This window comes from Actinomyces sp. oral taxon 175 str. F0384 (assembly GCF_000223355.1).
GTDB classification, from domain to species: domain Bacteria; phylum Actinomycetota; class Actinomycetes; order Actinomycetales; family Actinomycetaceae; genus Actinomyces; species Actinomyces oris.
This window is the reverse complement of sequence record NZ_AFUR01000001.1, coordinates 1088601-1115292: the sequence shown is the minus strand read 5'-3', so window position 1 is coordinate 1115292 and position 26692 is coordinate 1088601. Positions and strand designations below refer to the sequence as shown.

At 69.9% G+C, this 26692-nt stretch carries 26 protein-coding genes; 9 read left to right on the top strand and 17 right to left on the bottom strand.

Annotation, left to right across the window (positions count from 1 at the left end):
• Positions 1 to 35: 35 nt before the first annotated feature.
• Together HMPREF9058_RS04675 and HMPREF9058_RS04670 are read right to left on the bottom strand one after the other, a co-directional pair.
• Positions 36 to 734: a SatD family protein gene (locus HMPREF9058_RS04675; protein WP_009405588.1), complete on the bottom strand. Its 699-nt coding sequence runs from the start codon at positions 732 to 734 to the stop codon at positions 36 to 38.
• Between the two features lie 130 nt (positions 735 to 864).
• Complete coding sequence (locus HMPREF9058_RS04670; RefSeq protein ID WP_009406127.1) at positions 865 to 1512, bottom strand: thymidine kinase; 648 nt, start codon at positions 1510 to 1512, stop codon at positions 865 to 867.
• Positions 1513 to 1659: 147 nt separating this feature from the next.
• Here HMPREF9058_RS04670 and HMPREF9058_RS04665 point away from each other — a divergent pair, with 147 nt between their 5' ends.
• A complete protein-coding gene (locus HMPREF9058_RS04665) occupies positions 1660 to 2403 on the top strand; it encodes a phosphatase PAP2 family protein (RefSeq protein WP_009406012.1) in 744 nt (247 codons plus the stop codon).
• Here the strand turns inward: HMPREF9058_RS04665 and HMPREF9058_RS04660 are convergent.
• Positions 2368 to 4068, bottom strand: a complete 1701-nt coding sequence (locus HMPREF9058_RS04660) for a DNA polymerase Y family protein (protein WP_009747624.1) — start codon at positions 4066 to 4068, stop codon at positions 2368 to 2370. The two genes, HMPREF9058_RS04665 and HMPREF9058_RS04660, sit on opposite strands and share 36 nt — an antisense overlap.
• Entirely contained in the window at positions 4065 to 4979 is a 915-nt protein-coding gene (locus tag HMPREF9058_RS04655) for a hypothetical protein (protein ID WP_009747500.1), read from the bottom strand. Before HMPREF9058_RS04655 ends, HMPREF9058_RS04660 begins: the two co-directional genes overlap by 4 nt.
• Positions 4980 to 5207: 228 nt before the next feature.
• Between HMPREF9058_RS04655 and HMPREF9058_RS04650 the strand changes: the two genes are divergently transcribed.
• Together HMPREF9058_RS04650 and HMPREF9058_RS04645 are read left to right on the top strand one after the other, a co-directional pair.
• The gene (locus HMPREF9058_RS04650; RefSeq protein ID WP_009405804.1) at positions 5208 to 5783 is read left to right on the top strand and encodes a YbhB/YbcL family Raf kinase inhibitor-like protein; all 576 of its coding nucleotides are present in this window, start codon (positions 5208 to 5210) and stop codon (positions 5781 to 5783) included.
• A complete protein-coding gene (locus tag HMPREF9058_RS04645) occupies positions 5780 to 6643 on the top strand; it encodes an SDR family oxidoreductase (RefSeq protein ID WP_004565013.1) in 864 nt (287 codons plus the stop codon). The genes HMPREF9058_RS04650 and HMPREF9058_RS04645 overlap by 4 nt, the downstream gene beginning before the upstream one ends.
• A 21-nt stretch (positions 6644 to 6664) precedes the next feature.
• Here the strand turns inward: HMPREF9058_RS04645 and HMPREF9058_RS04640 are convergent, their stop codons facing one another.
• From HMPREF9058_RS04640 to HMPREF9058_RS04625, 4 genes are read right to left on the bottom strand one after another with little or no spacing between them, the layout of a single operon-like run.
• Entirely contained in the window at positions 6665 to 7123 is a 459-nt protein-coding gene (locus tag HMPREF9058_RS04640; RefSeq protein ID WP_009406073.1) for a tRNA (cytidine(34)-2'-O)-methyltransferase, read from the bottom strand.
• A gap of 44 nt (positions 7124 to 7167) precedes the next feature.
• Positions 7168 to 7950, bottom strand: coding sequence for an ABC transporter permease (locus tag HMPREF9058_RS04635; protein ID WP_009406466.1), 783 nt, complete (start codon positions 7948 to 7950; stop codon positions 7168 to 7170).
• Positions 7950 to 8690 (bottom strand): ABC transporter permease, encoded by a 741-nt coding sequence (locus tag HMPREF9058_RS04630; RefSeq protein WP_254654058.1) that lies wholly within the window; start codon positions 8688 to 8690, stop codon positions 7950 to 7952. The genes HMPREF9058_RS04635 and HMPREF9058_RS04630 overlap by 1 nt, the downstream gene beginning before the upstream one ends.
• Positions 8691 to 8704: 14 nt before the next feature.
• Positions 8705 to 9703 carry an ABC transporter ATP-binding protein gene (locus HMPREF9058_RS04625; protein WP_009747483.1) on the bottom strand — a complete coding sequence of 333 codons (999 nt, stop codon included), beginning with the start codon at positions 9701 to 9703 and terminating at the stop codon, positions 8705 to 8707.
• Between the two features lie 407 nt (positions 9704 to 10110).
• On the opposite strand from HMPREF9058_RS04625, the gene HMPREF9058_RS04620 reads away from it, so the two are divergent.
• Positions 10111 to 10764 (top strand): GNAT family N-acetyltransferase, encoded by a 654-nt coding sequence (locus HMPREF9058_RS04620; RefSeq protein WP_139018968.1) that lies wholly within the window; start codon positions 10111 to 10113, stop codon positions 10762 to 10764.
• 6 nt (positions 10765 to 10770) lie between these two features.
• A complete protein-coding gene (locus HMPREF9058_RS04615; RefSeq protein ID WP_009747300.1) occupies positions 10771 to 11364 on the top strand; it encodes a YbaK/EbsC family protein in 594 nt (197 codons plus the stop codon).
• A 43-nt stretch (positions 11365 to 11407) separates the two neighbouring features.
• Here HMPREF9058_RS04615 and HMPREF9058_RS04610 read toward each other — a convergent pair whose 3' ends face one another.
• The gene (locus HMPREF9058_RS04610; RefSeq protein WP_009405413.1) at positions 11408 to 12859 is read right to left on the bottom strand and encodes an NAD(P)/FAD-dependent oxidoreductase; all 1452 of its coding nucleotides are present in this window, start codon (positions 12857 to 12859) and stop codon (positions 11408 to 11410) included.
• Positions 12860 to 13061: 202 nt separating this feature from the next.
• Positions 13062 to 13358 (bottom strand): TetR-like C-terminal domain-containing protein, encoded by a 297-nt coding sequence (locus tag HMPREF9058_RS04605; protein WP_254654057.1) that lies wholly within the window; start codon positions 13356 to 13358, stop codon positions 13062 to 13064.
• A gap of 255 nt (positions 13359 to 13613) precedes the next feature.
• Between HMPREF9058_RS04605 and HMPREF9058_RS04600 the strand changes: the two genes are divergently transcribed.
• The gene (locus HMPREF9058_RS04600; RefSeq protein WP_009406367.1) at positions 13614 to 14582 is read left to right on the top strand and encodes a hypothetical protein; all 969 of its coding nucleotides are present in this window, start codon (positions 13614 to 13616) and stop codon (positions 14580 to 14582) included.
• 270 nt (positions 14583 to 14852) lie between these two features.
• Here the strand turns inward: HMPREF9058_RS04600 and acnA are convergent, their stop codons facing one another.
• The 3 genes from acnA to HMPREF9058_RS04585 all read right to left on the bottom strand — a co-directional run bounded on the left by acnA (position 14853) and on the right by HMPREF9058_RS04585 (position 21266).
• Positions 14853 to 17525, bottom strand: a complete 2673-nt coding sequence (gene acnA, locus HMPREF9058_RS04595) for an aconitate hydratase AcnA (protein ID WP_009406159.1) — start codon at positions 17523 to 17525, stop codon at positions 14853 to 14855.
• A gap of 238 nt (positions 17526 to 17763) precedes the next feature.
• Positions 17764 to 19161, bottom strand: coding sequence for a class I SAM-dependent RNA methyltransferase (locus HMPREF9058_RS04590; RefSeq protein WP_009406182.1), 1398 nt, complete (start codon positions 19159 to 19161; stop codon positions 17764 to 17766).
• Positions 19158 to 21266 (bottom strand): APC family permease, encoded by a 2109-nt coding sequence (locus HMPREF9058_RS04585; RefSeq protein ID WP_009747357.1) that lies wholly within the window; start codon positions 21264 to 21266, stop codon positions 19158 to 19160. Before HMPREF9058_RS04585 ends, HMPREF9058_RS04590 begins: the two co-directional genes overlap by 4 nt.
• Positions 21267 to 21357: 91 nt before the next feature.
• Between HMPREF9058_RS04585 and HMPREF9058_RS04580 the strand changes: the two genes are divergently transcribed.
• Both HMPREF9058_RS04580 and HMPREF9058_RS04575 read left to right on the top strand, forming a co-directional pair.
• The gene (locus tag HMPREF9058_RS04580) at positions 21358 to 21981 is read left to right on the top strand and encodes a TrkA family potassium uptake protein (protein WP_010615099.1); all 624 of its coding nucleotides are present in this window, start codon (positions 21358 to 21360) and stop codon (positions 21979 to 21981) included.
• A gap of 3 nt (positions 21982 to 21984) precedes the next feature.
• Positions 21985 to 22647 (top strand): TrkA family potassium uptake protein, encoded by a 663-nt coding sequence (locus tag HMPREF9058_RS04575; RefSeq protein WP_004565026.1) that lies wholly within the window; start codon positions 21985 to 21987, stop codon positions 22645 to 22647.
• Between the two features lie 15 nt (positions 22648 to 22662).
• On the opposite strand, the gene HMPREF9058_RS04570 is transcribed toward HMPREF9058_RS04575, so the two are convergent.
• From HMPREF9058_RS04570 to HMPREF9058_RS04555, 4 genes are read right to left on the bottom strand one after another with little or no spacing between them, the layout of a single operon-like run.
• A complete protein-coding gene (locus HMPREF9058_RS04570; protein WP_009747444.1) occupies positions 22663 to 23439 on the bottom strand; it encodes a DUF3159 domain-containing protein in 777 nt (258 codons plus the stop codon).
• Between the two features lie 33 nt (positions 23440 to 23472).
• Complete coding sequence (locus tag HMPREF9058_RS04565) at positions 23473 to 23850, bottom strand: OB-fold nucleic acid binding domain-containing protein (protein WP_004565028.1); 378 nt, start codon at positions 23848 to 23850, stop codon at positions 23473 to 23475.
• Positions 23851 to 24558, bottom strand: coding sequence for a DUF3710 domain-containing protein (locus HMPREF9058_RS04560; protein ID WP_009405992.1), 708 nt, complete (start codon positions 24556 to 24558; stop codon positions 23851 to 23853).
• A 27-nt stretch (positions 24559 to 24585) separates the two neighbouring features.
• On the bottom strand, positions 24586 to 24891 hold the full coding sequence (locus HMPREF9058_RS04555; protein WP_004565030.1) for a DUF4193 domain-containing protein: 306 nt from the start codon (positions 24889 to 24891) through the stop codon (positions 24586 to 24588).
• Positions 24892 to 25211: 320 nt separating this feature from the next.
• Between HMPREF9058_RS04555 and sepH the strand changes: the two genes are divergently transcribed.
• The gene (gene sepH / locus HMPREF9058_RS04550; RefSeq protein ID WP_083816350.1) at positions 25212 to 26690 is read left to right on the top strand and encodes a septation protein SepH; all 1479 of its coding nucleotides are present in this window, start codon (positions 25212 to 25214) and stop codon (positions 26688 to 26690) included.
• The last annotated feature ends 2 nt before the right edge of the window (positions 26691 to 26692 follow it).

Genomic DNA, 26692 nt, shown 5'->3' with positions numbered 1-26692 from the left:
GGAAGCGACGGAAAACAGAAGAACAAGAAGGGCCGTCACTCTCCTTCACCTCCCCCACTCAACCCGTCGAGAAGCTTTTGAACCTCCAGCAAGGAGGAACCGGCACTGCGAGCGAATTCAGAGACGGCTTGCTGACTCACCTTCTCCTGACGGGCGATCTCAATCTGGGTCACTCCCATGAGGAGTCCAGCCATAATGCGGCGCTGACGGGGCTGAAAGCGGAATATCGTCTGGTCGCGCAGAATGAGGACGGAGTTGACGACCCCCTCACGCTCACTCCGCTCCCCTCCGGATCCGCCGACCACATCCGAGTGGATGCGCAGCCAGGTGCGAATGAAGGACCTCCCCGCATCCTGGAGATGATGAGCCTTCTCGATGGCTTCGCGTGCGGCCCACCATGCCGAGCCGTCCTGGATCGGACGCCCTGGCGCACCGCCTGCACCGCTTCCCGCCGACCCCTCAATCTCGGAGATCGCTCCGACTCCGATTCCGAAGCGCAGGCCCAACCCATCAGGCAGAAGAAGGTGTGTACGCATGGTGAGAGCGAGAGCGTCGGCGAGGGTCGCCGAGACTGCCTGCAGCTCGTCGCCGACCGTGGCGTACGGACGCTGCGTCAGCGCCAGACCTTCAGCGGCCCGCTCCAGAGTCTCTTGAATGACGCGCTGAGCACGCCTGCGATCAGGGAGCTCGCGCGAGCGGATGATGTCTGCGATGAGTGCGTAGGAGACATTCACAGTTTCACGATAATGCTTGTAATACCCAGAATACAAGGATCATCTCGGAACGAAGGCCGCCTCCTCGCTCCCCATCACCCTCGGTCAGCCTTGTACCCCCGCCAACACAAGCTCAGTCCCGGAGCGAGACTCACCGGTCGGGAAGCCTCCCACCTGTGGCGAGGTAGCACTGGCCGCACAACGACTCGTACGTGACGTCCCCGGAGTCGATGGCCACCTGATCGCCGTCGAAGACGAAGGACTCCCCCACCTTGCGGGCATTGAATATGGCCTTGCGCCCGCAGCGGCAGATGGTCTTGAGCTCCTCCAAGGAGTGGGCGATCTCCAGCAGCCTGCGCGACCCGGGAAAGCTGACTGTGCGGAAGTCGGTGCGGATCCCGTAGGCCAGGACGGGCACGTCGTCGATCAGCGCGATCTCCATGAGCTGGTCCACCTGAAGGGCCGTGAGGAACTGAGCCTCGTCGATGAGCACACAGTCAAGAACCTCACGCAAGGTCACCGCCTCTCGCGGGACGCCGTCCTCGTCGCGGACGGGCCGCGCACCGCTCAGGGCCCGCCGGTGCACCAGGGCGCGCAGGTCGTCGTCGGCGTCGACGAGGAGGTCGACGCGGCGCGACACCCCGAGCCGGGAGACCACTGAGTCCTCACCCTTGGTGTCGACCACCGCCTTGAGGAGCAGGACGCGCTGATCGCGCTCCTCGTAGTTGTAGGCGGTCTGGAGCAGCCCCGTGGACTTACCGGAGTTCATGGCGCCGTAGCGGAAGTAGAGCTTGGCCACGCGGGTCCTCCTGAGCCGGATCGAATCACTCGGGCCGGATGCTACCCGCCGAGCGCCCCGGGCACGGGCAAGACGTGACGACGCCGCTCAGCCACTCCATGGCGCACGCATAGCCTCATCCAGACCAGCCCGGATAACCTCCCCCTCATGCTCTCACTCGACCACCTGCCTCACACCTGGCGCACCAGGCAGGCCGGCACGTTGGCCGCGACCGCCGTCATCACGCTGTCGCTGTTCACCTGGCTGGCTCTGACCACGAGCTCCGGGACGGGGCTGGCGCCTCATGACCAGAGCGTCACCACCTGGGCCGTGGATGAGCGTCACCCTGCCTTGACCGTCATCATGCAGGTGTTCACCACCCTGGGTTCCACCGTGGGGCTGACGATCCTGACCACGATCTGTGCCGTCCTCCTCTTCATGAGGGGCCACCACGTGCGCGCACTGGTCCTGAGCCTCACGATGATCGGCTCCAGCCTGCTGACGGTGGCGCTCAAAGAGATCTTCAGGCGTGCACGTCCCTCGACCGACACCCTTCTAGGCGCCCCCGCCTCGACCACTTCCTTCCCCTCGGGGCACTCCTTCAACACGGCCGTCTTCGCCGGCCTGCTGGCAGGAATGGTTCTGACATCCACTGCCGTGACCCTGTACCGGATCTTGGCGATCATGGCGGCAGCGGGGGCGACCCTGCTGGTGGGGGCATCCCGCGTCTACCTGGGCTACCACTGGATGACCGATGTACTGGCCGGCTGGTCCCTGGGGCTGGCCTGGCTGTGCCTGGTGACGCTGGCGCTCCTGTGGCTGAAGGGACGACAGCGCCAGCCCCCATCCCTTGCGGCCACGCCATCGGACAGCTCCTCAGGAGTAGAGGGCATCGAGCCACCACCGGCCTGATCGCACCAGCAGTCGGGGCGGCCCGACGTCGGTGACCACCTGGAGGTAGGCGCGTCGCGAAGGCCCCTGGGAGGTCCACCACCCCTCGTCGACCGGCCAGGGTCCGGCCCACAGGAGCACGGCCTCCATCTGGGACCCAGTCCCCACGGCACCCTCATCAACGCCATCCACGCCGTCGTCGACACTGAGGAAGCCGGGGACACCGTCGAGCTGACCGTGGATGTCGACACCGAGCTCTCTCCCCTCAATGTCGGTGAGGCGCGCGGGAACCGGTCGGGGCAGGACGATGGAGGGTGAGGGCTTGGGCAGAGCACCGTTCCAGGGCGCCGTCTCATCATCCGTGGACTCCCCTACGCCTTCGCTCTCACCCCAGGGGATGAGGCGAACCCGCGAGCGCGGGTCGCGCCCGGGAACAACCCGGGGAATCTGGATGCTTCCGGCCCCCAGGAGTGACTCCGCGCGTTCGGCGGCGTGGCGGGCTCGCGACTGGGCCTGGCGGCCCGGCGCTTGCCACAGTCCTGTCTGGGAGGTCGCGGCGGGGCTCAGCTCGAGGGCGGTCAGGCTCAGGTGGGTCAAGCCGGAGGAGGGTGGGCGCCCAGAGCGTCCGGAGAGCCACCCCTCGAGCTGCCAGCGCACGCGGTCGGTGAGCTCGGCGGGAGTGGGGGCGTCCTCCAGCATCCAGCTTCGGGCCAGGTCGGTGCCGTCCTCGCAGCGGGCAGCAACGCAGAGGCGTCCGACGGAAAGGCCTGCGGACAACAGGCGCGCCGCCAGGTTCTCGGCGAGGTGGCGGGCGGCGAAGGCTGCGGTGTCGGCGCGTTCGACGGGAGGGTCGAGGTCGGAGGTGACGGTGATGTCCTGGGCCGGCCGGGGCATGGCAGGGACCTCGTGGTGGGTGCCGGCGGCCAGGCGGTGGAGCCTGCTCCCCAGAGGGCCGAAGCGGGCGGTGACGTCTTTTCTGGGCAGGGCCGCCAGGTCCGCCAAGGTGCGCAGGCCGAGTCGGGAGAAGCTCTCCAGCAGGGGGCGGGCGTCGCGCCGCAGGCGGCTGAGGGGCAGGCAGGTCAGGAGTGCGTCCAGGGGCCAGGGGGCGAGGAACTCCGGGGTTCGTCCCGGTTCGACGATGATTCCTTGGCGGGCGGCCAGGACGGCTCCGGGCAGGGAGTCGGCGATACCGACCTGGCACTCGACGTCGACCTCCTGGGTGACGGTCTCCACGAGTGCTGAGGCGAGGAGTTCTTCCCCACCGATCCAGGCGGCGGGACCTCTGACGTGGGACAGGGCCAGTCCGGGACGGGCCACCATGGGGTCCGCCAGGAGGGAGGTGAGGGCCTCCATGACGGTTTCGAAGGCGCGGGCCTGGCGTTCCTCCTGGGGAGGCAGGACGGTGAGCTCGGGACACAGGGAGCGGGCGGTGCGCAGTCGCATGCCGGTGGTGATGCCGGCGCGGCGGGCCGGGGCTGAGGCGGCGAGGACTCCGCGAGCGCCGACGACGGCGACGGGTTCGGTGGCCGGGTCCGGCAGGTGGGGGGCTCCTTGGCGCGCTCGGGGGTGTCGATGCTGCTGGCGGGCCTCCATGGTGAGGGCGACGACGGGCCAGTCGGGGACCCAGATGGCCACGAATCTGGAGGCGGGTGGGCCGGGCGGCGAGGGCGGTTGTGGCGGGTTCATCCGGCCACCTCCTGCGGGCGGGAGGTCGGGTCGGCGGTGTCGAGGGCGTTGCGGGAGCCTGTGCGCAGCCCTTCGGTGGACAGTGAGAGCGTGAGCTCTTCGGTGGCGGCGAGCCGTGGGCGCTGCGGGTCGGCCAGGGTCCAGGTGAGGCGTCGCAGGTATCCGGCCGGCATCTCGACGGCTCGCACTGGGGCGGGTGAGGCTCCTCGCCCGATGGGGATGACGACGCCGTCGGCGGAGGGCTCTGCGGGGGCCTCCGCCGAGGCCTGGGCGGGAGGCGTGTTCCTGGTTCCGGTGTCGGGGGCCAGGGGGTCGGCTTGGAGGATGCGGGCGCCTTCCCAGCGGGCGGGGGTCAGGATGAGGTGGCCGCGTTCACGTGCTCGGGACAGCAGGCGTCTGCGGTGCTGGGGGCGCAGGCCTTCGGCGATGGTGGCGCCGATGAGGAGGGTGTCGACGCCGTCGAGCAGCGTGGAGGTGACTGTCAGGGTCGAGGCGTCGTCGAGGAGGAGGGCTGGAACGGTGAGGACCCGGTTGAGGTCGAGGCCGACCTCGGTGGCTGTGCACCAGCCCAGCTCGTCTCCCCCGATGACGCCGCACCAGCCGGTGGCGCCCTGGCGCAGGGCGAGGGCGGCCAGGAGGAGGGTGGTGGATCCGTGGAGGGTGAGGACGCCGGAGTCCTGCCAGGCCGAGAGCGCCGCGGGGATTGTGAGGGGTGCGGGGGATGCAGCCTGAGGCGAGTCGGCTGATGCACTCAGCAGGGCGCTGGTTGATGCCGAGGACAGGGCGCGCTGCACCGTCAGGGCTGCTGAGTCGCGCAGTCCGGTGCGTTCCTCGGCCAGCCTCAGGGCGAGGCGGGCCCGGTCGAGGCGGTTCTGAGCCTCCGCTGGCGCGCGCGTGGTCGAGACTCTCATGACACCCCCTCTCTGTACGTATGTTCGATAGGTGGGTTTCAGGATAGCGCTGTGCTGTGACATCAATCGGGGGCGTAGGCAACAAGGGGGTCTCAGGGTGCGACGAGCCCAGGGAGCCCCCCCACAGGAGATCCACAGGGACGGGTCTGCGCAGGGGCGTCTACAGTTGGGGCCGTGCCCTCATGGAAGGCCACCTTCCCTACCCGTCACCTGCCTGGAGGTACACCTATGACAGCCGACCTCACTCGCCCCCGCCCGCCGGCCCCTACCGGCTTTCTGCCCTCAGTCCCCTCCTTCACCCTGACCTCCGCGGACCTGACCGAGCAGGGGCGGGTCCCGGACATCTTCACCGGCATCCATGACAACGTCTCCCCGGCCCTGAGCTGGTCGGGCTTCCCCGAGCAGACGCAGTCCTTCGTCGTGTCCTGCTTCGACCCGGACGCTCCGACCATGTCGGGCTGGTGGCACTGGACCATCGTGGATCTGGACGCCTCGGTCACCTCGCTGGAGCGGGGTGCGGGGGCCAGCGACCTTCAGCTCGACGGCGCCGCCTTCCACCTGGCCGGGGACTCCGGCGACCACGCCTGGTTCGGTCCCTACCCGCCGGCGGGCGACGGCGACCACCGCTACGTCTTCACCGTCTCCGCCCTGGACGTGGACACGCTGGGCCTGGATGACGACGCCAGTCCCGCCATGGCGGCCTTCACCCTGGCGCCGCACTGCATCGCTCGGGCCACGCTCACCGCCACCTACTCCGTGCCCGGGGAGCCCGGGGCCACCGCCTTCCTCAAGGACGGCCAGTGAGCCCGCAGATCGCCCAGGTCGACGCCTCGTCCTCCAAGGCGGGCCGGCGTCGTCGTCAGGGGGAGTCCGTCCCCTTCACCCCCGCCCACGGTTTCACGCGCGCCGGTTCCGGCCGCCACCAGCGCCGCCCCATCGCCCTCATCACCGGGGCGACCTCCGGGATCGGACTGGCCGTGGCCAGAGACCTCGCCCGGGACCACAACCTCATCCTGCTGGCCCGCTCCGTCAATGATCTGGAGGAGCTGGCGCTCGCGCTGGAGGAGGAGTCCCAGACGGCGGTTCTCATCTGCCCGGTCGACCTGACCGACGACACGGCCCTGGCCAGGCTGGTCAGCCGGATCGACATCGAGAGCCTCGACGTGCTGGTGCACAGCGCCGGCATGGAGGCGCCCGGTGCTATTGACAAGATCACGCCCACGCGTTGGCGGGCCGTCCTCAACCTCAACCTGGTGGCGACGGCGTATCTGACGAGCCTGCTGCTGCCGGCGCTGCGGGAGGCCCGCGGGCTGACGGTGTTCATCAACTCCGGCGCCGGAGTGAGTCCTCGGTCGGGCAACGCCCTCTACTCCGCCTCCAAGGCGGGGCTGAAGTCCCTGGCTGACACGCTGCGCCAGGAGGAGGCCGGCAAGGTGCGGGTCACCTCGATCTATCCGGGCCGGGTGGACACCCCCATGCAGGAGCGTCTGCACGCCTTCAACGCGGCACGCCTGCGCACCGAGGGGATCATGGCCACTCCCGCCTACCGGGCTGCGGACCATATGGCGCCGCAGTCGGTGGCGGCGGCCGTGCGCCTGGCCGTCAACACACCGATGGACGCGGTGGTGGAGGATCTGGCGATCCGCCCCGCCGGCATGCTCTGAGAAGGAGCCTGCAGCGGGGGCTCAGGCTCCTCCGGCGAAGTCCAGGGACCGCCAGGCCTCGTACAGGCCGATGGCGGCGGAGTTGGCCAGGTTGAGGGAGCGGTTGCCCTCCACCATGGGGATGCGCAGGTGGCCGCTCACCCGCGGGTGGTCGAGGATCTCCTGGGGCAGGCCGGTGGGCTCGGGGCCGAAGAGGAGGGCGTCGTCGCCGCGCCAGTCGACCTGGGTGTAGAGGCGCTCGGTGTGGGAGGTGAAGGCGAAGATGCGTCCGGGGATCTGCTCGAGGCACTCCTGCCAGGTGGCGTGGACGCGCGTGTTGGCCAGGTCGTGGTAGTCCAGGCCGGCGCGGCGCAGCTTGGCGTCGTCCATGTCGAACAGGGGGTCCACGAGGTGGAGCATGGAGCCGGTGTTGGCGCTCAGGCGGATCGCCGCCCCGGTGTTGCCCGGGATGCGCGGCTCAAAGAAGATGACGTGCAGCACGGGGACAATGAGACCACATGCTGAGGGAGACCTCCTCCTCAGACTCAGATGGTGTCGGTGCGTTGGCCGTGGCGAAGTCGAGCGACGGCCCGGCGGGTGACGGCCAGTCCGATCCCGGCCCAAGCGATGGCGACCGCGAGGTCTCGTCCCAGCAGGGCCGGGATGGCGGCAGCCGGTGCGTCCAGGGCTGTCAGGGTGCCGCTGACTGGAACCAGCCGGGACAGGGCCTGCAACCAGGTGGGGCACTGCTCGAGCGGCACGATGACACCGGTCAGCAGCGGCAGGAATGTGGCAATGATCGTGGCACCCAGGTAGGGGTCGGGCAGGTTGACACCGACGCCGGCAGCTGCGATCCCCATGAGCAGCCCGCACACGATGGTCGGCGCTGCCAGTGTGATGACACGCCCCAGCGCTCCAACGTCGTGCAGCGGTGAGAGCGCGAAGACGACGCCGATCGCGACGATGGCCGTCGAGGCGGCCAGGAGCGCCGGCACGACGGCAACGGACAGCCAGTAGGCGACGTCGAGGCGCCTGCGGGTATGGACCTCCTGGAAGACGCCCAGCATCCGGTCCGTGGCCACGGTGCCCACCACCCCGGAGGCCACCGAGACAGCCAGCGCCACCAGGGCCGCGGCGTAGCCGGTGCGCACCAGGTCGGGTGCGGACAGGTCTGAGCCCATGAGGACGTCGAAGAGCACGTCCAGCAGCGGCAGCACCAGCAGCGTGACCGCGGCGGTCCCCAGGGTCGCGAAGGCCGTCGACGAGGCCCACGAGACACGCACCCCTGAGGAGAACCGGTGGGCGAAGGCCAGAGCCTGGGCGCGCATCAGACCACCTCCAGCGTGCCGGCCCGGGTCGCCAGTCGCAGCGCCCGCCGTCCCAGGACGGCCGCGAGCCCCAGCCACGCGGCGGCGCACACCAGCCAACCGACCAGCGCCGCCACCGACGTCACTCGGCCCAGCAGCAGCTCGAAGGGCACCGACAGCGGGAGGAACCGGCTCACTGTGGCCAGCCAGACGGGCGGCGTCGTCGAGGTGAACACGATGCCCGAGACGACGAACACCGGCACCAGCAGCAGCCCCTCGTACTGGATCGCGTTGGGGGTCAGGACGAACATCGCCGCAATGACCAGGCTCAGGGCAAGGCAGCCGACCAGCAGCATGACGGCGCCCAGGGCCAGGCGCACCCAGACCTCCCACCCCGCCCCCGTGAAGGAGACTGACGTCGACAGCAGCGCCCACGTGCACCACGCCACCGGGAAGGCCGCCAGCCCGAAGGACGCTGCTGCGCACACCACGGCCGCCAGCGACCGTAGCGCCCCCACCGGAGCCATGACCAGATGGACGAGTGTGCCCTTGTGCCGCTCAAAACCGATGATCCCCGCCGCGCAGGTCGTCGTCGTCCACATCCCGACGACGCCGCCGCGCACCCAGCCCTGCGTCGGGGTGATCCCGCCCCAGGCCGAGGCCGCCAAGAACTGCACCAGCGTGGTGGCAGTCGTGGTCATAACCATGAGCTGGATGAAGTAGGGCACCGAGACGAACTGACGGACGTGAAAGGCCGTCATCCTCACCTGGCGCCTCATCGGGCGAGCCTGTCGGACAGGGCCAGATAGGCCTCCTCCAGGGAGGCCGCCCGCGTCACCAGGTCCGACGGCGCTCCCACGCCGGCTTCGGCCAGGACCTGGCGAACCTGCTCGTCGGCGTCGGTGGTGCTGGTGGCCTCCTCGGCCCAGTAGACCGTCACCGCCCACCGGGCCGAGGAAGCGCGCTGCTCCACCGTCGCCCGTGGCCCCAGGCAACCTCGAAGCGCCTCGACGGCCTGACCGTGGCGGGCCGGCAACGTGAAGGTCGTCGTGGCACTCACCCCGGCGAAGGCGGACACATCGCCGACGCCACCGCGCACGACGATCCGCCCCGCCCCGATCACCGAGATGATGTCAGCCAGCTCCTCGACCTCCGGCATCGAGTGCGAGGTCAATAGCACCCCCGTTCCCCGCTGCGCCAGCTCACGCACCAGGTCGCGCACCTGCAGCGCCACATCCGGGTCCAGGCCGGTGGTGGGCTCATCCAGCAGCAGGAGAGACGGCGACCCGAGCAGCGCCCGGGCAAGGTGCAGACGCTGACGCATCCCTCGAGACAGCTCGCCCGCCTTGCGGGACGCCGCCTCGACCAGCCCCACCCGCTCCAGGGCGTCCATGACCGCGCTGTGTCGCCGTCGGGCGTCAAGGCCCTGAATATCGGCGAAGAACAGCAGGTTGTCGCGTGCCGTAGCCCTCGGGTAAAACCCCAGCTCACCACCCAGGACCAGGCCCAGCCGGGACCTGGCCCGCTCCGGATGGCGCACCGCGTCGATGCCATCGACCCAGACCTCACCCGACGTCGGAGCCAGCAGCGTGGCGCACATCCGCACCGTCGTCGTCTTACCGGCACCGTTGGGCCCCAGCAGACCATGGACCTGCCCCGCCCCGACGTCCAGGGACACATCCTCCACGGCGACGAAGGTTTTATCCTTTCTCCCGAAGGAGCGAACCAGGTGGGAGGCGCGCAGCAGCAACAGATCCTCATTAAACAATGCCATAGATTCCCTCCACACCCAAAGGATCACCTTAAAGAACTTCAGTCGCTCTCAGCCTTATCCTCTGCCCCTCACTTACAACGACACGCAGCTATAGCTTCACGAACCGTTTTCATGGCACCTAAAGATCGGATTCGCCACAATCGCCGGAGCGCCTCTCATCCGCCATCAATCGCAGCATCGTACTCTTCACTCATGTACATCACGTAACAATACTCGGCCAAGGTAATCGCCCAACGATCCCCCGACCTGCACGATGTCCTGGACGGGCTCAGACGTGACGGTGAGCCCTGCCTGTGAGCCGACGGCGCCCTGGCCCGCACCGGCAGGGTCGCGGCCCGCTCCAGAAATGAGACCACATGCTGAGGCGTCTGGGCGGCGACTGCGCCACGGCTGCCATGATCGACGCCATGAGCACCACTGAGTCGCACACCACCTCCCCCGTCCTGACCTGCGGCGTGCTGGAAGGCCGCATCGTGCGTCTGGAGCCGCTGACGCCTGAGCACGTGCCGGGGCTGCAGCTGGCCGCCGAGGACGCCGCGACCAGCCCCTTCGCCACGGTGCCGACGCCGGAGACGGTCGAGGACTACGTGTCCCGCAGCCTGGCCCGCCGGGACACGGGTACCTACGCGCCCTTCGCCCAGGTGGAGGTCGCCACCGGCCGCGTCGTCGGACACACCGCCTACCTGACGCCCCGGTGGATGCCGGACGGGCGGCTCTTCGCCGTCGAGGTCGGCTCCTCCTGGCTCTCCCCCACTGTTCGTGGCACCGCCGTCAACCCGGCTGCCAAGCTCCTGCTGCTGGCGCAGGCCCTCGAGGACTGGGGCGTGGACCGCGTGGACATCAAGACCGATGCACGCAATGAGGTGGCTCGCGGCGCGATCGCGGCACTGGGGGCGACCTTCGAGGGGGTACTGCGCGCCTGGCAGCCCTCCCTGGCTCCCGGTGAGGAGGGGCGCACGCGCGACACGGCCATGTTCGCCATCACCCCGGAGCAGTGGCCCGGGGTCAGGACCCGTCTGGCCGAGCGCATCGAGAGGCGCTCGACGTCGTCGAAAGGATGAGAAGGAATGACTGAGCTGCGTGATCCGGCTGAGGTCTTCGCCGCAGAGATCGGCTGGCAGCCGGCGCTGGAGCATACTGACCTGCTCGCCGAGCCCGTGGCCGCCGCGCTGCGGGCGCTGGAGGCCGCCTCGCCCGAGGGCGCGGACCTGGCCCGTCAGGCGCAGGTGGTGCCCATCGACCCGAGCCACTCCGACACCGACGCCCTCAACGCGCACTACGACCTGGATCCCGAGGCGACCGGGAACTGCGTGCTCGTGGCCGGCAAGCGGACCGGCCAGGAGCGCATCGCCGCCTGCGTCGTGCGCGCCACCGACTTCGCCGACGTCAACCACGTCGTCAAGAAGCGCATCAACGTGCGCAAGGCCTCGTTCCTGCCGGTGGAGCGGGCCGTGGAGATGAGTGGCATGGAGTACGGCGGGATCACCCCGGTCGGCCTGCCCGAGGACTGGCGCCTCTTCATCGACGGCGCTGTGGCGGAGCGGGCCACCGTGCTCATCGGCTCGGGCGTGCGCCACTCCAAGCTCCTGGTGCCCGGGGCACTGCTGGTGGCGCTGCCGGGGGCCGAGCGCGTCGAGGACCTGGGGGTACGCCCCGCCTGAGCGGACCTGTCTCACCGTTCAGGCGGGGCCAGCCCTCAGGCTCTCAGCCCAGGGAGTCCAGGACGATGTTGAGTCCCTCGCTCATGGTGGGGTGGGTGATGACGGCGTCGCGCACCTGCTGCCACGTCAGGTCGCCCAGCATCGCCATCTGGATGCTGGTGACGACCTCGCTGGCCTCGGCGCCGATGATGGCGGCACCCAGGATCAGGTCGGTGCGGGCGTCGATGATGACCTTGAAGAAGCCCTCGGTGTGGCCCAGGGTCTTGGCACGCGGCACGGCCGCCGTCGGGGTCTTGGCGACGCGCACCTCGTAGCCGGCCTCGCGAGCCTCGGCCTCGCTCATGCCCACGTGCCCGAGCTCGGGCGTGGTGAAGACGGCCCACGGGATGAGGCGTCCGGTGGTGGAGGCCTCCTTGCCGGCGAAGAGGTCACGCAGGACGCGGAAGTCGTTCCAGGAGGCGTGGGTGAACTGGGGCGTTCCGGCCACGTCACCGGCGGCGTAGACGTTCTCGGCGGTGGTGCGCAGGTGGTCGTCGACGCGCACGAAGCCGCGCTCGGTCAGCTCCACGCCCGCGGCCTCCAGGCCGAGGCCGGCGGTGACAGGAGTGCGTCCCAGGGCGACGAGCAGGTGGGATCCGCTCACCTCGTGGCCGTCGGCGGTGGTGACGACGACGCCGTTCCCGTCGGCCGCGGCGGCGACCTTCGAGGCGCGCGCTCCGGTCAGGACCGTGACCCCCAGGGCCTCCAGGCCGGCGGTCACCTCAGCGGCGACGTCCTCGTCCTCGCGGTCCAGGATGTGCGGCCCGGCGTGGACGATGGTGACCGGGACACCGAGGAGCCCCATGAGGGAGGCCATCTCGACGCCGATGACGCCGCCGCCCAGGACGATGAGGCTGCTGGGCAGCTCGGGCAGGGTGAGCAGGTCCTCGCTGGTCCAGTAGCGCACGTCGGACAGGCCCTCGATCGGGGGGACCGACGGCGTGGTGCCGGTGTTGATGAGGACCTTGGCGCCGCGCACACGCCGCAGGCCGCCGTCGTTCAGGGCGATCTCGACGGTGCGCTCTCCCACGAAGCGGGCGGTGCCCTTGACGAAGTCCATGCCGGAGGCGGGGAACATCTTCTCGTGGGCGGCCACCATGCCACCCACGACGGCCTCCTTGCGGGCCCGGAAGGAGGCCAGCTCGATGCGGGCCTGGGCCAGGGCGTCGGCGCCGCCGTCCTGCTCGGGCAGGGTGACGCCGTAGGACTGCGAGCCCTGGACCTCCCGGAGGACGCGGGCGGCGGAGATGAGGGTCTTGGTGGGGATGCAGGCGACGTTGATGCAGGTGCCGCCCACCTTGTCCCGCTCCACCATGACGACCTTGTCGCCGGCCTTGGCGCGCAGCATCGCCAGGGACTTGCCCGCCTTGCCGCCTCCGACGACGAGAAGGTCGACCTCCTCGACCGGGACGTCTGTCTGGTTGGTCGCGTCGCTGTTGACGGTGGACTGTGACATGAGTGCGCATCTCCTTCGGCGGTCGCCGCTCGGCATGATCTGAACGCCAGGGCAACGGGAAGCGAAGGGCCGCTATTCCGGGGCGACTGCGCAAGGTCTCAGTGGATCACCGACAGCAGCCGGGAAAGCCTCACGCAGCTCTCCCCTCCCAACCGGTCATTGGGGCGACTTATCCTTTCATCCTCACTGATACCTGGCAGCCCTACTGCTCGCCGAGAGCAACCAGGGCTGCATCCAGAGAGTCAACGAGCGTGGCAAAACTCACGTCAATGGGGGCATTCATGGCGAAGCCGCCGTGGACCTCGATATCCACGAAGCCATGGAGTGACGCCCGGGTCATTCGCACAGCGTCGATGATCCGATCCTCGGGGATGCGGTAGCCGCCCAGCGCCGCGGTGACGATGGCAACCGTGCGTTGAGCCGCTGATGACCGTAGCGGACTCAGGCTTCCGTCCGAGGCCTCGGCGGCGCGACTCCCAGATCGGCAGCCAGCCGGCATCGGGCAGGGACAGCCCCGTGACCGTGGCCAGGGCAAGCGCCAAAGCACTGACGAGCATCTTGCTGTCGGAGTAGGTGCCAACCGCGGTCGCGAGCACAGGCGCAACACGGGCCAGTAGTGGTCGGTACCAGATGAAAGTCCTGGTCGGTACCAGATGAAAATACTGGTCGGTACCAGATGAAACCGGGCGCGAGCGCCGTTGCATGTCGCCGCCATCCCCTATCGTAGGCAGCGAACACATGAATGGAGTTCCCGATGCCCGATCCATCCTCATATGCTCAAGGCAGCGCGCCCATCACTCCTGGCCCCTTCAAGCAAGCCACCGGCGCCCGAGGCTGGATCCTGTGCTTGGCGGCCTCAGTTATCGGCTGGCTCCTGGTGCAACTGTTCAATCTCCTGAACCAGTCCAGTTCGCAGACCTCGAATTCGTGGAACGTGGGAACGAGGCTAGCCGTCGTCGCCCTGAGCTCGCTCAACTACATCCTCCTCATCACCGCTATAGTTCTGTTCATCAACCATATGCACCGGGTCTATGTGGCCCATCGGAGGCGTGCAGGCCACTTCACCTTGGAAGAACGCCGTGAGATCGCACGACGCGATGATCTGTACAAGTCCTGGGATCACGCCCGCGCACTGGCGATCAGCCTCCTGTCCGATGACCCTGGTGGCAGGTTCCGGCCCTGGGACGTCGTGCTGGATCCCGGCGAGGCTGCGGTTGTGGACTGCCCGGCCGGCTACGCGCGCTTCTACGGAACCACCGTGTCCTACACGCAGTCCAGCGGTATGTTCTTTGGATCGCCAGCCTTCGTTCTGGCAGGTATGGGCGCCACCGCGATCAGCAACAGCGCCAGACGTCGAGCCGCCGAACGACTTGCGGCGGATCAGTGGCGCGAGCACCAGCAGGTGCGTTGTCTGGTCACCGAGCAGCGCATCCTGCTGCAGCGTGCGGACTACCAGTGGCTCAGTTTCTACTTCTCCGCCATAGTATCTATGCATCCTTTCCCCGCCGAGGGCCTGTTCTTCGCCGAGTTTGAGGACACGTCCCCCTTGCGCCTCGAGGGCGCGGCCGCAGTGATCGCCTCCGTGGTGACGGTGTGGTATCGCTTCGGAGCCACAGGACTGCGCGATCATCCCGGATTGCAGTGCTTGCGCCTACCTCAGCAAGTTCTGACGGCAACCGAGCCAGTGGAAGGTGCCCCGCCCCCGGAGGTGACGAAACCCTAGCCTGTCCTCCCCCGTCCGCTTTATTCCGCTCCGGTGCCAGTGGTGGCCCAGTGTCCCCAGTATGCCCGTCACTCGGAAACGGCCCAGAAGACATCAGAGGTACTGAGCCATCGGTTGCGCTCCCCACCACCAGTGCCACAGGCTCGGCTCGCCCAGTGCTCGGTTGGCGAGATCCTGCCCCGTGAGGGGGCGGAGGGTGCAGGCGCGCAGGACGAGTACCGTGCACGTTCCTTTTGCCGGTAAATTCGCTCGACGCCGGGCCAAGCCGGCTCAGGAGCTGGCGAGCTGACGCAGCACGTACTGCAGGATGCCGCCGTGGCGGAAGTAGTCGGCCTCTCCGGGGGTGTCGATGCGCACGACAGCGTCGAAGGAGACCGCCGAACCGTCAGCCTTCTGCGCCGTGACCGCGACGGTGCGCGGCGTGGTGCCCTCGTTGAGCGCGGTCAGGCCCGTGATGGAGAAGGTCTCGGTGCCGTCCAGGCCGAGAGACTCGGCGCTCTGTCCGGCCGGGAACTGGAGGGGTACCACGCCCATGCCGATGAGGTTGGAGCGGTGGATGCGCTCGAAGGACTCGGCGATGACGGCCTTGACGCCCAGCAGGGCCGTGCCCTTGGCCGCCCAGTCGCGTGAGGAGCCCGAGCCGTACTCCTTGCCGCCCAGGACCACCAGCGGGATGCCGGCGGCCTGGTAGGCCTGGGAGGCGTCGAAGATCGACTCCTGCTCGCCGGTGAGGAAGTTGCGGGTGTAGCCGCCCTCGACGCCGTCGAGCAGCCGGTTGCGCAGGCGGATGTTGGCGAAGGTGCCGCGGATCATGACTTCGTGGTTGCCGCGGCGCGAGCCGTAGGAGTTGAAGTCCGCGCGGGCCACGCCGTGCTCGGCCAGGTAGCGCCCGGCCGGGGAGTCGGCCTTGATGGCGCCGGCCGGGGAGATGTGGTCGGTGGTCACCGAGTCCCCCAGCAGGGCGAGCACCCGGGCGTCCTCGATGTCAGTGACCGGGGTGAGCTCCATGGACAGACCCTCGAAGAAGGGGGCCTTGCGCACGTAGGTGGAGTCCTCGTCCCAGGCGAAGGTGTCCCCCTCGGGGGTGTCCAGGCCCTGCCAGCGCTCGTCGCCGGCGAAGACGTCGGCGTAGTCGCGCGTGTACATCTCGCGGTCGATGGTGGCGTCGATGACGGCCTGGACCTCGGTGGGGGCGGGCCAGATGTCGGACAGGAAGACGTCGCGGCCCTCGGGGTCCTGGCCCAGCGGCTCGGTGGCGAAGTCGATGTCCATGGTCCCGGCCAGGGCGTAGGCGATGACCAGGGGCGGGGAGGCCAGGTAGTTCATCTTGACGTCGGGGTTGATGCGCCCCTCGAAGTTGCGGTTGCCCGAGAGCACCGAGACCACGGCGAGGTCGGCGTCGTTGACCGCCTGGGATACCTCGGCCGGCAGGGGCCCGGAGTTGCCGATGCAGGTGGCGCAGCCGTAGCCGACGACGTTGAAGCCCAGCTCGTTGAGGGCGGGCCACAGCCCAGCCTTCTCGTAGTAGTCGGTGACGACCTGGCTGCCCGGGGCGGTGGAGGTCTTCACCCAGGGCTTGGAGCGCAGGCCCCGGGCGACGGCGTTGCGGGCCAGCAGGCCGGCTGCCATCATCACCGAGGGGTTGGAGGTGTTGGTGCACGAGGTGATCGAGGCGATGGCGACGTGCCCGTGGTCCAGCTCGGTGTCGGTGCCGTCGGCCATCGTCACCGGCGTCGGCTTGGAGGGCTGGGAGGCGTAGGCGGGCAGGACCTCCTGGAAGGACTCCTTGGCCCGTGACAGGACGATGCGGTCCTGGGGGCGCTTGGGGCCGGCGATGGAGGGCACCACGGTGGACAGGTCCAGCTCGAGGTACTCGGAGTAGACGGGCTCGCGGGCCGGGTCGTGCCACATGCCCTGGGCCTTGGTGTAGGCCTCGACCAGGCGCACGCGCTCCTCGGAGCGGCCGGTCAGGCGCAGGTAGTCCAGGGTGACCTCGTCGATCGGGAAGATCGCGGCGGTGGAGCCGAACTCGGGGCTCATGTTGCCGATGGTGGCGCGGTTGGCCAGCGGCACTTCGGCGACGCCCTCGCCGTAGAACTCGACGAACTTGCCCACCACGCCGTGGGCGCGCAGCATCTCGGTGATGGTCAGGACCACGTCGGTGGCGGTGGCGCCGGCAGGGATGGCGCCGGAGAGCTTGAAGCCCACCACCTTGGGGATGAGCATGGAGACGGGCTGGCCCAGCATGGCGGCCTCGGCCTCGATGCCGCCCACGCCCCAGCCCAGGACACCCAGGCCGTTGACCATGGTGGTGTGGGAGTCGGTGCCCACGCAGGTGTCGGGGTAGGCCTGGGTGACGCCGTCGGCCTCGTGGGTGAAGACGATGCGGGCCAGGTACTCGATGTTGACCTGGTGGACGATGCCGGTGCCCGGGGGGACGACGCGGAAGTTGGACAGCGCCCCCTGTCCCCAGCGCAGGAACTGGTAGCGCTCGGAGTTGCGCTCGTACTCGCGCTCCTTGTTGCGCTCCAGGGATCCGGGCAGGCCGAAGGAGTCGATCTGCACGGAGTGGTCGATGACCATCTCAGCGGGGTTGAGAGGGTTGATGACCTCGGGGTCGCCTCCGAGGTCAGCGACCGCCTCGCGCATGGTGGCCAGGTCCACGATGCAGGGCACACCGGTGAAGTCCTGCATGACGACGCGGGCCGGGGTGAACTGGATCTCCGTGTCGGGCTCGGCGGCCGGGTCCCAGGCGGCAAGGGCGCGCACGTGGTCGGCGGTGATGTTGGCGCCGTCCTCGGTGCGCAGCAGGTTCTCGGCCAGCACCTTGAGGCTGTAGGGCAGGCGCTCCAGACCGGGGACGGCGTCGAGGCGGTAGATCTCGTAGTCGCGGCCATCGACGTCGAGGGTGCTGCGGGAGGCGAAGGTGTTGAGGCTGGTCACCGGGGCTCACTTCCAGTTGTCGTACCGATCCGCCCGTCGCACCGCCTCGGGTCTGTCACGCGGACCTGCGGTGACAGCCAGGCGGAGGCTGCGCGGATGCTCCGGAGTGGACCGTAGCCCACGGCGTGTCATCCGTTGTCAATACGTAGGGAAGGCTGGCCAAACCCGGCACGCCGGCCGGCGCCCGTAGACCACATTTGGTGACGCCGGCCGCACGCAACCCCGCTGACGCCCCCGTTCAGGAGCGCTCGAGCACCGCGATCGTCTCGAAGTGGTGAGTGTGCGGGAACATGTCCAGCGCGCTCATGGAGCCCAGCGCGTAGCCCGAGCGCAGGAGGGTTCCCAGATCCCGGGCCAGCGCCGCCGGGTCGCAGGCCACCAGGACGATCCGCTCGGCTCCTAGGGTGCCGACGGCCTCGATGACCTCGCGCCCGGCCCCCTGCCTGGGCGGGTCGAGGACGACGACGTCGGGGCGGCCACCGGTGAGGGAGCCGGCGAGCTCTCGCACCGAGCGGGCGCTCACGCGGCCCGAGGCCAGGCGCGCGGAGGGCTGGTCGTGAAGCGTGCGGCGGGCGTCACGAACGGCCTGCTCATTGCCCTCCAGGGACACGACCTCGCCGCCGCTGCCCACCAGGGCGGCCAGCGGCAGGGTGAACAGGCCGGCCCCTGAATAGAGCTCCAGGACGCTGCTGCCCGCGGCACCATCGAGGTCCGCCCCCAGGGCGCCGCGTACAACGCGCTCGACGAGCACCCGGGGGGCGTCGACGTGGACCTGCCAGAAGCCCTCGGCGTGGACGGAGTAGGTCAGCTCCCCCAGCCCCAGGGCCGAGGCGTCAACGACCTCCCGGACCCGGCGCCTCCCGGTGCTGCGGGCCTGGGCGGTCAGGAGCCGCTCGTCGAGCAGGACGACGGGCTCACCGCCGCTGGGTGCGATGGCCTCGATGCGCATGCCGGGCCGGTAGTGGGCGCGCCAGCGGGAGCGCTCCAGCAGCCCGATCTCGGTGATGGCGTCAACCGCCAGGGGCAGGCGGCGCAGGGGCAGGACCGTCCCGGAGCGGAAGGCGTGCATGCCGGGCCTGCCGTCCTCACCGACCGTCAGGCTCACGCGGGTCCGGGTGGCGGTTCCGGCCAGGGCACGCCGCCGGGCGCTGTTGGAGGCCTGGGCCGCGGCGTCGGCGGGCATGGGCTCGATCGGCACGGCGGCTGCGGCGGAGGCCTCGGGCAGGGCGGCGACGGCGTCGGCCACCTCCTGCCCGCCGATCCGGCGCAGGCAGTCGGCCAGGACCCAGCGCTTCCAGGTGCGCTGGGCGTCCAGGGCCACATGGGCGAGCTCTCCCCCACCCACGCCGGCCGGGCCGGCCTCGGGCCAGACGGACTCGACGCGGTCCGGGGAGGCCTGGAGGATCTCAACGGCGTCGGCACGCCAGGTCCGCGAGGTCATCTCGGTCAGGCGGGCCCGCACCGTCTCACCGGGCAGGGCGTGGCGCACGAAGATGACGCGACCACCCGGGTCGTCCACGGGGCGGGCCACGCAGTGCCCGCCGTGCGCGGGCGCCCCCACCGCCAGGGTCAGCTCGCGCGGCTCACCACGGCTGGGGGCGGGCTGGTCTGCGCTCCGGCTGGGCTGGGGGGTCATCGATTCTCCTGGGAGTCGGCACCGACGCCGCCGGCGCCGGCGGGACTGTGCTGGTCGAGGTGGCTGAGGTGGCTGTCGACGTGACGACGCATGGCGACGTCGGCGTCGATGATGCCCTCGGCGGTGCGGGCGCGCACGCCGTGGTGGATGTGCCGCTGACCGGGCAGTCCCAGCTGCCAGGGCACGGAGGCCACGACGACGCCCGGGGTGAACAGCAGGACGGTCTTGAGGCGCAGGGCGGTCTGGTTGTGGAGGATCTGCTCCCACCAGTGGCGCACGATGTACTCGGGCAGGAAGACGACGATGAGGTCGCGGGGGGACTCGCGGCGCACCGAGCGTACGTAGTTGATGACCGGGCGGGTGATGTCCCGGTAGGGGGAGTCCAGGACCGTCAGGGGCACGGCGATGTCGGCCTCCTCCCAGGCGTCCAGGAGGCGCTCGGCGCCGCCGTCGCCGGTGTCCACCGTCAGGGCCTCCAGGACGGTGGGGTGGGTCGACTGGGCGTAGGTCAGGGCCCGCAGCGTGGGCTGGTGGAGACGGGAGGCCAGGACGATGGCGTGGACGTGGGCCGGCAGGACGCGGGCGTCGTGGAGGTCGGAGATGGCCACCTCCTCGCTGACCCTGCGGTAGTGGCGGCGGATCCGGTTCATCACCAGGTAGAGCAGCGCCATGATCGTCAGGGTGATCCACGCTCCCCGGGTGAGCTTGGTGAGCAGGACGATGACCAGGACCGTCCCGGTGCCCAGCACGCCGATGGAGTTGATGATGCGGGCGCGGTGCATGCGCGAGCGGTCCCTGGGCTCGGTGGCGATAGTCAGCTCGCGCGTCCAGTGACGCACCATGCCCACCTGGGAGAGCGAGAAGGAGATGAACACGCCCACGATGTAGAGCTGGATGAGACGGGTCGTGTTGGCCTCGAAGCCGATGAGGAAGGCCACGGCCCCCAGCCACAGGACGATGATGCCGTTCGAGAAGGCCAGGCGGTCGCCGCGCTGGGACAGCTGGCGGGGCAGGAACTCGTCACGGGCCAGGACGCTGGCCAGCACCGGGAACCCGTTGAAGGCGGTGTTGGCGGCCAGGACCAGGATCAGCCCGGTGACGGTGGCGACCAGGTAGAACATCGGGCGGAAGCCGGAGAAGACGGTGGCGGCGATCTGTCCGATCGCGGGGTCCTGGTGGTAGCTGTCCCCTACCGGGACGCCGTTGTGCAGGAGCTGGTGGGCCGGGTCCTCCACCATGCGCACGCCGACGGCGCCGGCCAGGTGGATGACGCTCATGAGCATCAGCGCGGCGATCACCCCCAGGAGCAGCAGCGTCGTGGCGGCGTTGCGGGACTTGGGGCGCTGGAAGCTGGGCACGCCGTTGGAGATCGCCTCCACACCGGTCAGGGCCGCGCACCCCGAGGAGAAGGCCCGCAGAACCAGGAAGCCCCCGGCCAGGCCGGTCAGGCCCTGCTCCCAGCCGGCGTGGGTGACGACGTCGAAGCCGGCCGACTCGGCCCGCCCGAGAGTCCCGGTCAGCTCCTGGACGAGCCCGACGACGGCCATGATGCCGATGACGCCCATGTACAGGTAGGTGGGAATGGCGAAGGCCCGGCCCGACTCGCGTGAGCCGCGCATGTTGAGCACGGCCAGGACGGTGACGACCGCGACGGCGATCTCCACCTTGTAGGGGACCAGGGCGGGCAGGGCGGCCGCGAGGTAGGAGGTGCCCGAGGACACCGAGACCGCAACGGTCAGGACATAGTCGCTCAGCAGGGCCGAGGCCACCAGAAGCCCGGCGTGGGAGCCGAGATTGGCCGAGACCACCTCGTAGTCGCCGCCGCCCGAGGGATAGGCGTGGACGGTCTGGCGGTAGGAGGCAACGACGACGGCCAGGACGCCGACGACGGCCAGGGCCACCCACGGCGACAGGGAGGTGGCCGCAACACCGGCCACGGCCAAGGTGATGAGCACCTCATCGGGGGCGTAGCCCACGGAGGACAGGGCGTCGGAGGCGAATACCGGAAGGGCGATCCTCTTGGGCAGGAGCGTCTCCCCCAGAGCTCCGCTGGGAACAGGACGGCCGACGAGAAGCCGCTTGATGCGGTCTGCGAAGTCACGCACGTCTCCAGATGTTACGTCCGCGGCCCGACAACGGAGTACCGTCCTCCTCGTGCACTTCGTCATCATGGGCTGTGGCCGCGTCGGAGCGTCCATGGCTGTTCAGCTCGACCGTATGGGGCACTCGGTGTCCGTCATCGACCGCTCCGCGGACGCCTTCCGCCGCCTGCCCTCGGACTTCAACGGCCGCAAGGTCAAGGGGGTCGGTTACGACCGCGACGCCTTGGAGCAGGCGGGCATCGACGAGGCCTACGCCTTCGTCGCCGTGTCCAACGGGGACAACTCCAACATCGTGGCTGCGCGGGTAGCCAGGGAGAGCTTCGGCGTGGACAACGTCGTCGCCCGGATCTATGACTCGCGGCGGGCCGACGTCTACGAGCGCCTGGGCATCCCCACCGTGGCCACCGTGCGTCAGACGGCCGACCAGATGATGCGCCGTATCCTGCCGGGCTCCAGCGCCCGCGAGCTGGAGGACCCCTCGGGCACGGTCGCTCTCATCCAGCCCAACGCCTCCCCGCAGTGGGTCGGTACGACGATCGGGGTGCTGGAGGACCGCCTCAGGGTACGGGTGGCCTGGATCTCACGCGATGCCACGGCGCTGCTGCCCGAGGCCGCCACCGTCATCCAGGAGCACGACCGACTGCACCTGGCGGTGAGCACCGACCGTATCGGCCAGGTCCGCCGCGCCCTGTCACACGCCCCGACCCAGGAGGCCTGAGCCATGCAGATCGTCATCGCCGGAGCCGGATCCGTGGGCCGTTCCATCGCCCGCGAGCTCATCAGCCACGGTCACGAGGTCACCCTCGTCGACCGTTCCACCGAGGCCATGCGCATCGCCTCGGTCCCGCAGGCCGACTGGCAGCTGGCCGACGCCTGCGACATCGATGCCCTGGAACGCGCCGGGGCCGAGACCTGCGACGTCATCGTGGCCGCCACCGGGGATGACAAGGCCAACCTGGTCATCTCCCTGCTGGCCAAGACCGAGTACGGGGTGCCCCGCACAGTCGCGCGTGTCAACAACCCCAAGAGCGAGTGGCTCTTCGATGAGACCTGGGGCGTGGACGTGGCCGTGTCCACCCCGCGTTTCATGACGGCCCTGGTGGAGGAGGCCGTCAGTGTCGGCAGCCTGGTGAGCATCTTCCACTTCCACCAGTCGGGCGCCTCCATGCACGAGCTGACCCTGCCGGAGGACTCACCGGTCATTGGCGAACTCGTCACCGACATCGAGCTGCCGCCCCACACGGTGCTGGCGGCGATCCTGCGCGACTACCGTCCCATCACACCGGACCGCGACGAGCGCTTCGAGCGCGGCGACGAGCTCATCTTCCTCACGGCACGGGAGGGAGAGTCCAGCCTGAAGGAGCTGCCCCTCATCTTCACCTGACGGTGGGAGGCGGCGCTACCGCTGGGCAGCCGCCTGAGCCTGGGCGATCCGGCTGGGTGCCACGAGCAGCCAGATGAACCACAGGGTCACGGCGTACAGCGGCACGCCCAGAATGAGGCGGGCCGCCCCGAGGTAGGACACCGCGTGGGCGCCGGCCAGGTAGAGGGGCACCTCGACGACGAGCCGCAGGGCGAACATGAGCGTCAGGACCCAGGTGCCCGCGTGGTAGCGGCGCCGAACATGGCGCAGGGCCGGCTCGGTGCGCCAGGCCGAGGGGCGGGCGGCGGGGTCGTCGTCGGCCTGTGGAGTCTCGGCGCGACCCGAGTCCCGGCTCGCCTGGCCTCCCTCGGCGTGAGCCGACTCGTCGGTGACGCGATGCCACAGAGTCATGAGGGCGCCCACGATCGGCCAGCCGATGAGCAGGGAGACCAGGCAGGCGACCAGCCAGGCCGCGTTAATCATGAGGCCGGTGGCGTAGAAGTTGGAGGCGTCGCCGCTGCGCCAGGCCCACAGGGCCGAGACGAGGACCAGCACGGCCCCGCCGACGACCTGAGCCGGGGACTGGCGCTGCGCCAGGCGGGCCATGAGGCAGATGGCGCTGATGGCCAGGGAGGCGAGCAGAGCGGCCACCAGGGCGGCGGGGCGCACCGCCATGACCAGGACGAACATGAGGGTGGGGACGACGGACTCCAGGATGCCGCGCCACCCGCCCACGGCCGCGATGGCGTCGAAGTGCTGGGAGTCAATGGCCCCCAGGCCCGTACGGGTGGTTCCAGTGGAACGGCTGCTCATTCGATGGTCCTTCCCGCAGGTGGCTGCCGGTTGCTACTGCCCCGGCCCCAGCAGGCGATAGGCGGGGTTGTGGATCTGCTGACGGTGGGTGCCGTCGGCGACCCGCCCCTCAGCGAGAAGATGGGCCCCTGGCTTAATGCCGGGGATGCGTCGCCGGCCCCACCACACCAGGTCAATGCTGCCGGTGCCGTCGTAGAGCTGCCCGACGAGGATGGGCTTGTCCTGGCTCGAGCGGTAGGTGACCGCCTGAAGCACACCGGAGACGCAGGTCCGCTGGCGCGAGGTCAGTGAGCCGATCGGATCGGTGCCCCGCCGGCTGGCGGAGCGCTCCTCATCCTCGGCCTCCAAGTGCTCGCGGCTGGTGCGCAGCGACTCGTAGAGCCGCTTGACCCGCGCCGACAGCGCCCCCATCTAACGGACTTCGGCGACGGTCGGTCCGGGCGCCAGCGGGTCGATGCCGGGCAGGTCCTCGGCCTCGGGGCCGGTGACGGCCCCGGGCGCGTGCAGGGGCAGGATCTCGCGGGGCGGACGGGCCTGGCCATCGCGGACGACGACGATTCCGCGCAGCACCTCCCGCAGCGCCTGGGCGGAGTGCTCGGAGGAGGCGGCGGGCCCCTGGAGGACGCCGCGCAGGAACCAGCGGGGGCCGTCGATCCCCAGGAACCGGATCGTGCCGGTCGCCATCGTGCCGTCGGGGCCGCGCATGGGCAGGTGAGCGACCAGCTCGGTGCCGTGCTCCCCGTGGCTCTCCTCGTAGCGGGCACCGTTCCCGGCGAGCTCGTTGGCGATGTCACCGCGCAGCTCGTCCCAGATGCCCGCGGTGCGCGGCGCTGCGAAGGCCCGCAGCTCGAGCGCCGAGCCACCCAGTGCCAGGACGACGGCGGTGACGGTGCCGTCGGGCGCCTGCTCCAGGCGCAGCTGCATCCCGTCGACGGCCGGGACCTGCAGCGAGCCCAGGTCGATGCGGGGCACCTCCTCCTGGTCCTCGGGCAGCTCACTGAGGTCCCAGGGGCCGGAGGCGGCGGCCTCGTCGAGGGCGTTGTCGCCAAGGTCGCGCCCGAGGACGGACTCGTCAGAATCGGTGGTTGCGTCGTCACGACGGCGCGAGAACAGTCCCATGGGGATCTCCTGAGTTGGGTGGGAGCGTCAGCCGGCGCAGTCGGCGCACACCGGAAGACCGGTCGCCTCGTCGACGAAGGCCAGCTGGCTGCGGTGATGGACGAGGAAGCACTCCGAGCAGGTGAACTCGTCCTCGAGCTGGGGCACGACGTGAACGCTCAGCTCCTCCCGGGACAGGTCCGCCCCGGGTAGCTCGAAGCCCTCGGCGGCCTCGTTCTCGTCCTCCTCGATCGCGGCGGATGACTGGTCCTTCTGCCTCGAGGTCAGCTCTTCGATGGAATCGGCCTCGGGCTCGTCATCATTCTTGCGCGGGGCGTCGTAGTCGGTCGCCATGGCCTCGTCACTCTTTCTGTCGACGGCTCTCGGGTGACCTTCACAAGGCGGGAGCTGAGCCGTGCACGCGCGCCGGCGTCGCGCCGAGGATTCGGCGCCCTCGTCCCGGAAGGCACGCGCACAATAGCACCGCCAGGTGGGTCGTCAAGCCAAATCGCCCGACGAAGGAGCACGATTGGTTTGCGGCGGGCCCGACCCGAGGGATTTCACGAGGGTATTCACACGTGGTTCACATGTGGCACACCGCTGCGCCTCCCACGGCTGGGCGCCTGCGGATGGCAGGCTGTGAGGCACAGTGGAGCATATCGTGCTGACACGGGATGAAGGAGGCCCCGCCCATGGTCGAACTCGAGCTGCTGGGTGCCAACGGTGACACGATTGTCATGACCGACGAGGACGGCGAGCGTTACAGCATCGTCGTCGATGACGCCCTCAGGGCCGCGGTGCGCCGTGACCGCGGAGCGATCCTGCCCCCGTCGGGGACGGTCGCCGAGGCGCCGGCGCCCCTGCGCCCCCGGCAGCTCCAGGCCTACATGCGTGCTGGCGCGACCGCCGCAGAGGTGGCGATCAGCACGGGCATGGACGTGGAGCACGTGCGCCGTTTCGAGGGGCCGGTGCTCGCCGAGCGCCAGTGGGCCGTCTCGCAGGCCCAGTCCTGCCGGATCGGCTGGGAGAAGGACTCCCCCCTCCTCGGCGAGCTGGTGGTGGACCGCCTGGCCACGCGCGGCGTCGACCCCTCCAGCCTCGAGTGGGACGCGCTGCGCGAGGGCCGCGACCCCTGGCTCATCATGGTGACCTTCGTGCAGTCCGCCGAGGAGAAGCAGGCGCGCTGGTCACTGGACCTGACCGCCCGCGCGGTTCACGCCCTGGACGACGAGGCGCGCTGGCTCACCGAGGCCGGAGCGGGAACCAAGCGTCCGGCCGTCTTCGACCAGGACTCCAAGGCCCCTGGGGCCTCAGCCTCTGCGCCGTCGGCCCAGTCGGGGCACTCCCCCGCGGCCGCGGGCTCAACGGCCGGCAGCGCGGTCTCGGCGGCCTCCGCCCCGGCCGCGGCCTCCGGCGAGTCCACCGGGCTGGCCGTCGAGATGCCCGCCGGGATGCTGCCGGTTCGGGAGTACGGTCGCCCCACCAGTGGCGCCATGTCGGCCGATGACACTGACGCGCTGCTGGCCGACCTGGCCTCCAGCCGGGGCCGGCGCGTCGAGGTGGAGATGCCCCAGGACGACGACCTGAGCGGCTTCGGCGGTGAGGGTAACGCGGATGAGGACGCCTTCACCGATCCCCACGGCATCGACTACACCAGCAGCCCTGAGAGCCCCGAGGTCCCCTCACCCCCGGCCCGGGGCATGGAGGAGCGCCGCGCCGAGGCCGGCTCCAGGGCTGACGATGAGCCCTTGGAGCAGACCGCGGGCCTGAGCGCGCAGGTCTACTCGATGTCGGAGCGCAGGCGTCTGCACACCGGCAACCATCCGGCCGGAACCCGGCTGGTGACAGCCTCCAGCGCCCCCTCGGCGGCGCCGTCCGCCCCGAGCCCCGCGGTGGAGCGCATCCCCGTGGGACGTCGAGCACCGCTGGGGGCGGACAGCCCCACTGAGCCGGTGCCGGAGATCCCCATGCCCTCGCGCTCCGAGGTCCTGGCCAAGGCCTCCCCCGGTCCGTCTGCCGCCTCGGCGGCGGGTACGCAGGAGCCTCTGCCCGACATGCCCAGGACGCCTCCGGCCAAGAAGAAGTCCCGCCGTCGCTCACGGCGCTCCGTGCCCTCCTGGGATGAGATCGTCTTCGGAGCCAGGCCCGAGTAGCA